This is a genomic window from Longimicrobium sp., assembly GCF_036554565.1.
Taxonomy (GTDB): domain Bacteria; phylum Gemmatimonadota; class Gemmatimonadetes; order Longimicrobiales; family Longimicrobiaceae; genus Longimicrobium.
The window spans coordinates 1-4503 of the sequence record NZ_DATBNB010000615.1 but is presented as its reverse complement, the minus strand read 5'-3'; the positions used below and the strand labels follow the sequence as shown (position 1 = coordinate 4503).

Genomic DNA, 4503 nt, shown 5'->3' with positions numbered 1-4503 from the left:
ATCGATTAATTAATACGTGCGATACGGACGTGGAACCCACAACAATGGCGTTCATCTGATGACGGATGAAGCTGCGGGGCGCGACGGCCCCGCGCGGGATGCAATTCTGGATGCGGCGGAAGAGCTGTTCGCGCGGCAGGGATTTCCGGGGACCACCATCAAGCAGATCGGCGCCGCGGCGGGGGTGAATCCCGCGCTGCTGTATTACTACTTCGGCAACAAGGAAGCGCTGTACCGCGAGCTGCTGACCCGGCTGTTCAGCCGCATCGCGTCCACCGGAACGGACCGGCTGGCCGCTGCGCGCACCCCCGACGAGGCGGTCCGCGTTGTCATCGCCCTGCAGTCCGAGGTGATGCGCGCGCACCCCAGTATCCCGCGGCTGTTGTCGCGCGAGCTGGCCGATTCCGGTGCCGCCCACGCTCAGGAGGGCATCACCCAGCTGGCGGTGACCGTGTTCGCCCGGCTCTGCGCCATGATCGAGGAAGGGCAGCGCGCGGGGATCTTCCGGGCCGACATGGACGCGCGGTTCGCCGCCGTCTCGACCGTGTCGCTCATCCCGTGGTTCCACGTCGCCCGTCCCGCCGTGGCCATCCTGCTGGGCACCGAGGGCGGGCCCAGCCCCGAGCAGATGGAAGCCTACGGACGCCACGCCGCCGAGTTCGCCCTGGCGGCGCTCACGGCGCCCCGACCTGGAGAGAAACGATGAAAACATTTGCCATGATGGCAATGATCGTCCTCGCCGCCTGCGGTGGAGACGAGAGGGGCGCCGGCGCCACGGGCACCCTGGAGATGGTGGAAGTGGACCTCGCGCCCATGCAGCCCGCCCGCGTGGTGGAGATGCGCGTCCGCGAGGGCGACGCGGTGCGCGCGGGGCAGGTGCTCGCCGTGCTGGAGCAGGCCGCCACCGAGTCGCAGGTGCCGCAGACGGAGGCGCGCGTCTCGTTTGCCCAGGCGCGGCTCCGCGACCTGCAGGCCGGCCCGCGCGCCGCGGAGATCGCCCGCGCACAGGCCGAGCTGCGCGCCCGCCAGGCCGAGGCCGACCGCGCGGCCCGCGAGCTTCAGCGCATCCGGGCGCTCGAGGAAGCGGGAGCCATCAGCCGCCAGGCCCTGGACAACGCGCGCGCCGCCGCCTCGCTCGCCGCCGCGCAGCGCGACGCCGCCCGCGAGTCCGTCCGCGTGCTGCGCGACGGGGCGCGAAGCGAGCAGGTGCAAGCCGCGCGCGCCGAAGTCACCGGTGCGGAAGCCGCGCTCCAGGCTGCGCGCCGCACCGCGGGCGAGCTGACGCTGGTGGCCCCGGCGGACGGCGTCGTCATCACCCGCATCGCCGAGCCGGGCGAGGTGCTGGGGGCCGGGCAGCCCGCGCTCACCGTTGGCGATCCGCGCCGGCCGTGGACGCGCGTGTACGTCGGCGCGGCCACGCTGCCCCTGCTGCGGACGGGGCAGACGGTCACCGCCACGCTGGACGGGCACCCGGACCCAACGTTCCGCGGCCGGATCGCCTCCATCAACCCCCGCGCGGAGTTCACGCCACGCGTGGCACTCACGGAAGATGAGCGCGAGGACCTGCTCTTCGGCGTGCGCGTGGAGTTCGACGACGGAACGGGAATGCTCAAGGCCGGCCTTCCCCTGACCGTCGCCCTTCCCATTGCGGAGAAGCGGCCATGAGCGCGGACGAAGCCGCGGTCCGCGCCGTCGCCCTGCGCAAGGTGTTCGGAAAGGCGGTGGCGGTCCACTCGCTGGACATGGAGATCGCCCGGGGCGAGGTGTTCGGCCTGCTGGGGCCCAACGGCTCGGGAAAGACGACCACCATCCGCATGCTCTGCGGGCTGATGCAGCCCACGTCGGGAACCGCGATGGTCGTAGGCCACGACGTGGCGCGCGAGCCGGAACAGGTGCGCCGCTCCATCGGCTACATGTCCCAGAAATTCGGCCTTTATGACGACATGAGCGTGGCCGAAAACCTCCGTTTCTACGCCTCCGTCTACGGGCTGGCGGGGCGCGAGCGCGAGCGCAGGACGGCGCAGCTGCTGTCGGAGCTGGAGCTGGAGCCCCGCGCCCGCCAGCTGACGGGCACCCTGAGCGGCGGATGGAAGCAGCGCGTGGCCCTGGCCTGCGCCACCGCCCATCGCCCGCGCATGCTGTTCCTAGACGAGCCCACGGCCGGGGTGGATCCCGCCGCGCGGCGCCGGTTCTGGCAGCTCATCCACCAGCTTGCCGCGGCGGGGACCACCATCCTGGTCACCACCCACTACATGGACGAGGCGGAGCAGTGCCACCGCATCGCCTTCCTTTCGCGCAGCCACCTGATCGCCCTGGGTACGCCCCCGGAGATCACGGCGCAGTTCGGCCAGCCCAGCATCGAGGACGTGTTCATCGAGCTGCAGCGCCGCGACGAGGGGGTGGTGGTATGAGCGCCATGGACCGGCTTCGCCGCTGGCCGCTCTGGCCCATGCTGTGGAAGGAATTCGTGCAGATGCGGCGCGACCGCTTTACGCTGGCGCTGATGCTGGCCATGCCCGCGATGCAACTGGTGCTGTTCGGCTTCGCCATCCGCACCGACGTCCGCAACCTGCCCACGGTGGTGCTCGACGAATCGCGCACGTCGGAGAGCCGCGCGCTAGTGGCGGTGATGCAGAACACCGGCAACTTCCGGGTGACGGGCCCCGTCGCCACGCGGACCGAAATGAAGCGCGAACTCGACGCGGGGCGGGCGCGCGCCGGCATCGTCGTTCCGCCGGGCTTCGCGCGCGACCTCCGGCGCGGCCACGGCGCACAGGCGCAGGTGGTCGTCGACGCGGCGGACCCCATGGCCTCGTCCGCAGCCATCTCGGGCGCGGCGCTCGCCGGCACCGTGCAGGCGCGCAAGGTGGCGGGTGGGGTGCCCGCGCTGGAGGTGCGCGTCCGCCCGTGGTACAACCCGGGGCTGCGCAGCGAGGTGTACATCGTCCCCGGGCTGATCGGCGTGCTGCTTTCCATGACGATGATCCTGGTCACCAGCCTGGCCGTCACGCGGGAGCGCGAGCGGGGGACGCTGGAGCAGCTGATCGTTACCCCTATCGACAGGACCAGCCTGATGCTGGGAAAGATCCTTCCCTTCATCGGCGTGGGCTACGTGCAGATGACGGTGGTGCTGCTGCTGGGCCGCTTCGTCTTCGGCGTGCCGGTGCGCGGAAGTGTGCCGACGCTGTACGCGCTGACGCTGCTGTTCGTCTTCGCCAGCCTGGGGCTGGGGCTCTTCGTTTCCACCGTGGCGCGCACGCAGGCGCAGGCGATGCAGCTGAGCTTCATGCTCCTGCTCCCCAACATCCTGCTCAGCGGCTTCATGTTTCCGCGCGAGGCCATGCCCCCCGTGCTGCGGGGGGCCAGCGCCGCCCTTCCGCTCACCTACTACCTGCGCATCCTGCGGGGCGTGCTGCTGAAGGGAACGGGGATGGAGCACCTGTGGCGCGACGGGGCCGTGCTCGCCCTGATGGCCGTGCTCATCCTGGGCCTCACCGTGGGCCGCTTCTCCAAGACCATCGAGTGAGCCGGCGTGCGGGCGGTGGCGGGAGAAAAATGGGGCTTGCGGCCGGCGGCGGACGGGGCAGTATTGGGTCCGCTCCACCCGTGGGGGGTGGGGTGGGGAACAGCGGCGGCGAGGGCGCTGGGGGTTGACTCCCCGCGGCACCTGCGATACATTGCTCGTCTTGCCTTCTGCCGGGAGTAGTGTATTCGCACGACCTTGGGTCGCGCGGACGCACGGCGGGGGGAGACAACTGGCGAGCCTTCGCGGAGGGAGTTGCGCGACGGCTCGCGGTTCGGCGTTCGGGCACTGATGGCCCGAAACCGGGGGAGTCTTCGCGCAGCCCGCTGCCGCGCTCCCACTCGATTCAACCATCCGGATCGGACCGACAAGGGAAATGGCCAAGGCTAAGTTCGAGCGCAACAAGCCGCACGTGAACGTGGGCACCATCGGGCACGTGGACCACGGCAAGACCACGCTGACGGCCGCGATCACGCGGATCCAGGCGGCCAAGGGGCTCGCCGACTTCATCAGCTTCGACAACATCGACAAGGCTCCCGAGGAGCGCGCGCGCGGCATCACGATCAGCACCGCGCACGTGGAGTACCAGACCGAGGCGCGCCACTACGCGCACGTCGACTGCCCCGGCCACGCCGACTACGTGAAGAACATGATCACGGGCGCGGCGCAGATGGACGGAGCGATCCTGGTGGTGTCGGCGGCCGACGGCCCCATGCCCCAGACGCGCGAGCACATCCTGCTGGCGCGCCAGGTGAACGTGCCGTACATCGTGGTCTTCCTGAACAAGGTCGACATGGTGGACGACCCGGAGCTCCTGGAACTGGTGGAGCTGGAAGTCTGCGAGCTGCTCAGCGAGTACGACTTCCCGGGCGACGACATTCCCATCATCGCGGGCTCGGGGCTCAAGGCGCTGGAGTCGGGCGACCCGAACAGCGAGTGGGGCCAGAAGATCACCGCCCTGATGGACGCGGTCGACAGCT

At 70.4% G+C, this 4503-nt stretch carries 5 protein-coding genes; all 5 read left to right on the top strand.

Annotation, left to right across the window (positions count from 1 at the left end):
- Positions 1-58 precede the first annotated feature (58 nt).
- Positions 59-706 (top strand): TetR/AcrR family transcriptional regulator, encoded by a 648-nt coding sequence (locus VIB55_RS17125; protein ID WP_331877886.1) that lies wholly within the window; start codon positions 59-61, stop codon positions 704-706.
- Positions 703-1665, top strand: coding sequence for an HlyD family efflux transporter periplasmic adaptor subunit (locus VIB55_RS17120; RefSeq protein WP_331877885.1), 963 nt, complete (start codon positions 703-705; stop codon positions 1663-1665). The genes VIB55_RS17125 and VIB55_RS17120 overlap by 4 nt, the downstream gene beginning before the upstream one ends.
- Positions 1662-2411 (top strand): ABC transporter ATP-binding protein, encoded by a 750-nt coding sequence (locus VIB55_RS17115; RefSeq protein ID WP_331877884.1) that lies wholly within the window; start codon positions 1662-1664, stop codon positions 2409-2411. The genes VIB55_RS17120 and VIB55_RS17115 overlap by 4 nt, the downstream gene beginning before the upstream one ends.
- Complete coding sequence (locus VIB55_RS17110) at positions 2408-3526, top strand: ABC transporter permease (RefSeq protein ID WP_331877883.1); 1119 nt, start codon at positions 2408-2410, stop codon at positions 3524-3526. Before VIB55_RS17115 ends, VIB55_RS17110 begins: the two co-directional genes overlap by 4 nt.
- A gap of 373 nt (positions 3527-3899) precedes the next feature.
- On the top strand, positions 3900-4503 hold a 604-nt coding region (locus tag VIB55_RS17105), incomplete at its 3' end, for a GTP-binding protein (RefSeq protein WP_331877882.1).

Excerpts from the sequence above, each read along its gene's own strand:
- VIB55_RS17125 (WP_331877886.1), top strand. The coding sequence starts at position 59 with ATGACGGATGAAGCTGCGGGGCGCGACGGCCCCGCGCGGGATGCAATT.
- VIB55_RS17120 (WP_331877885.1), top strand. The coding sequence starts at position 703 with ATGAAAACATTTGCCATGATGGCAATGATCGTCCTCGCCGCCTGCGGT.
- VIB55_RS17115 (WP_331877884.1), top strand. The coding sequence starts at position 1,662 with ATGAGCGCGGACGAAGCCGCGGTCCGCGCCGTCGCCCTGCGCAAGGTG.
- VIB55_RS17110 (WP_331877883.1), top strand. The coding sequence starts at position 2,408 with ATGAGCGCCATGGACCGGCTTCGCCGCTGGCCGCTCTGGCCCATGCTG.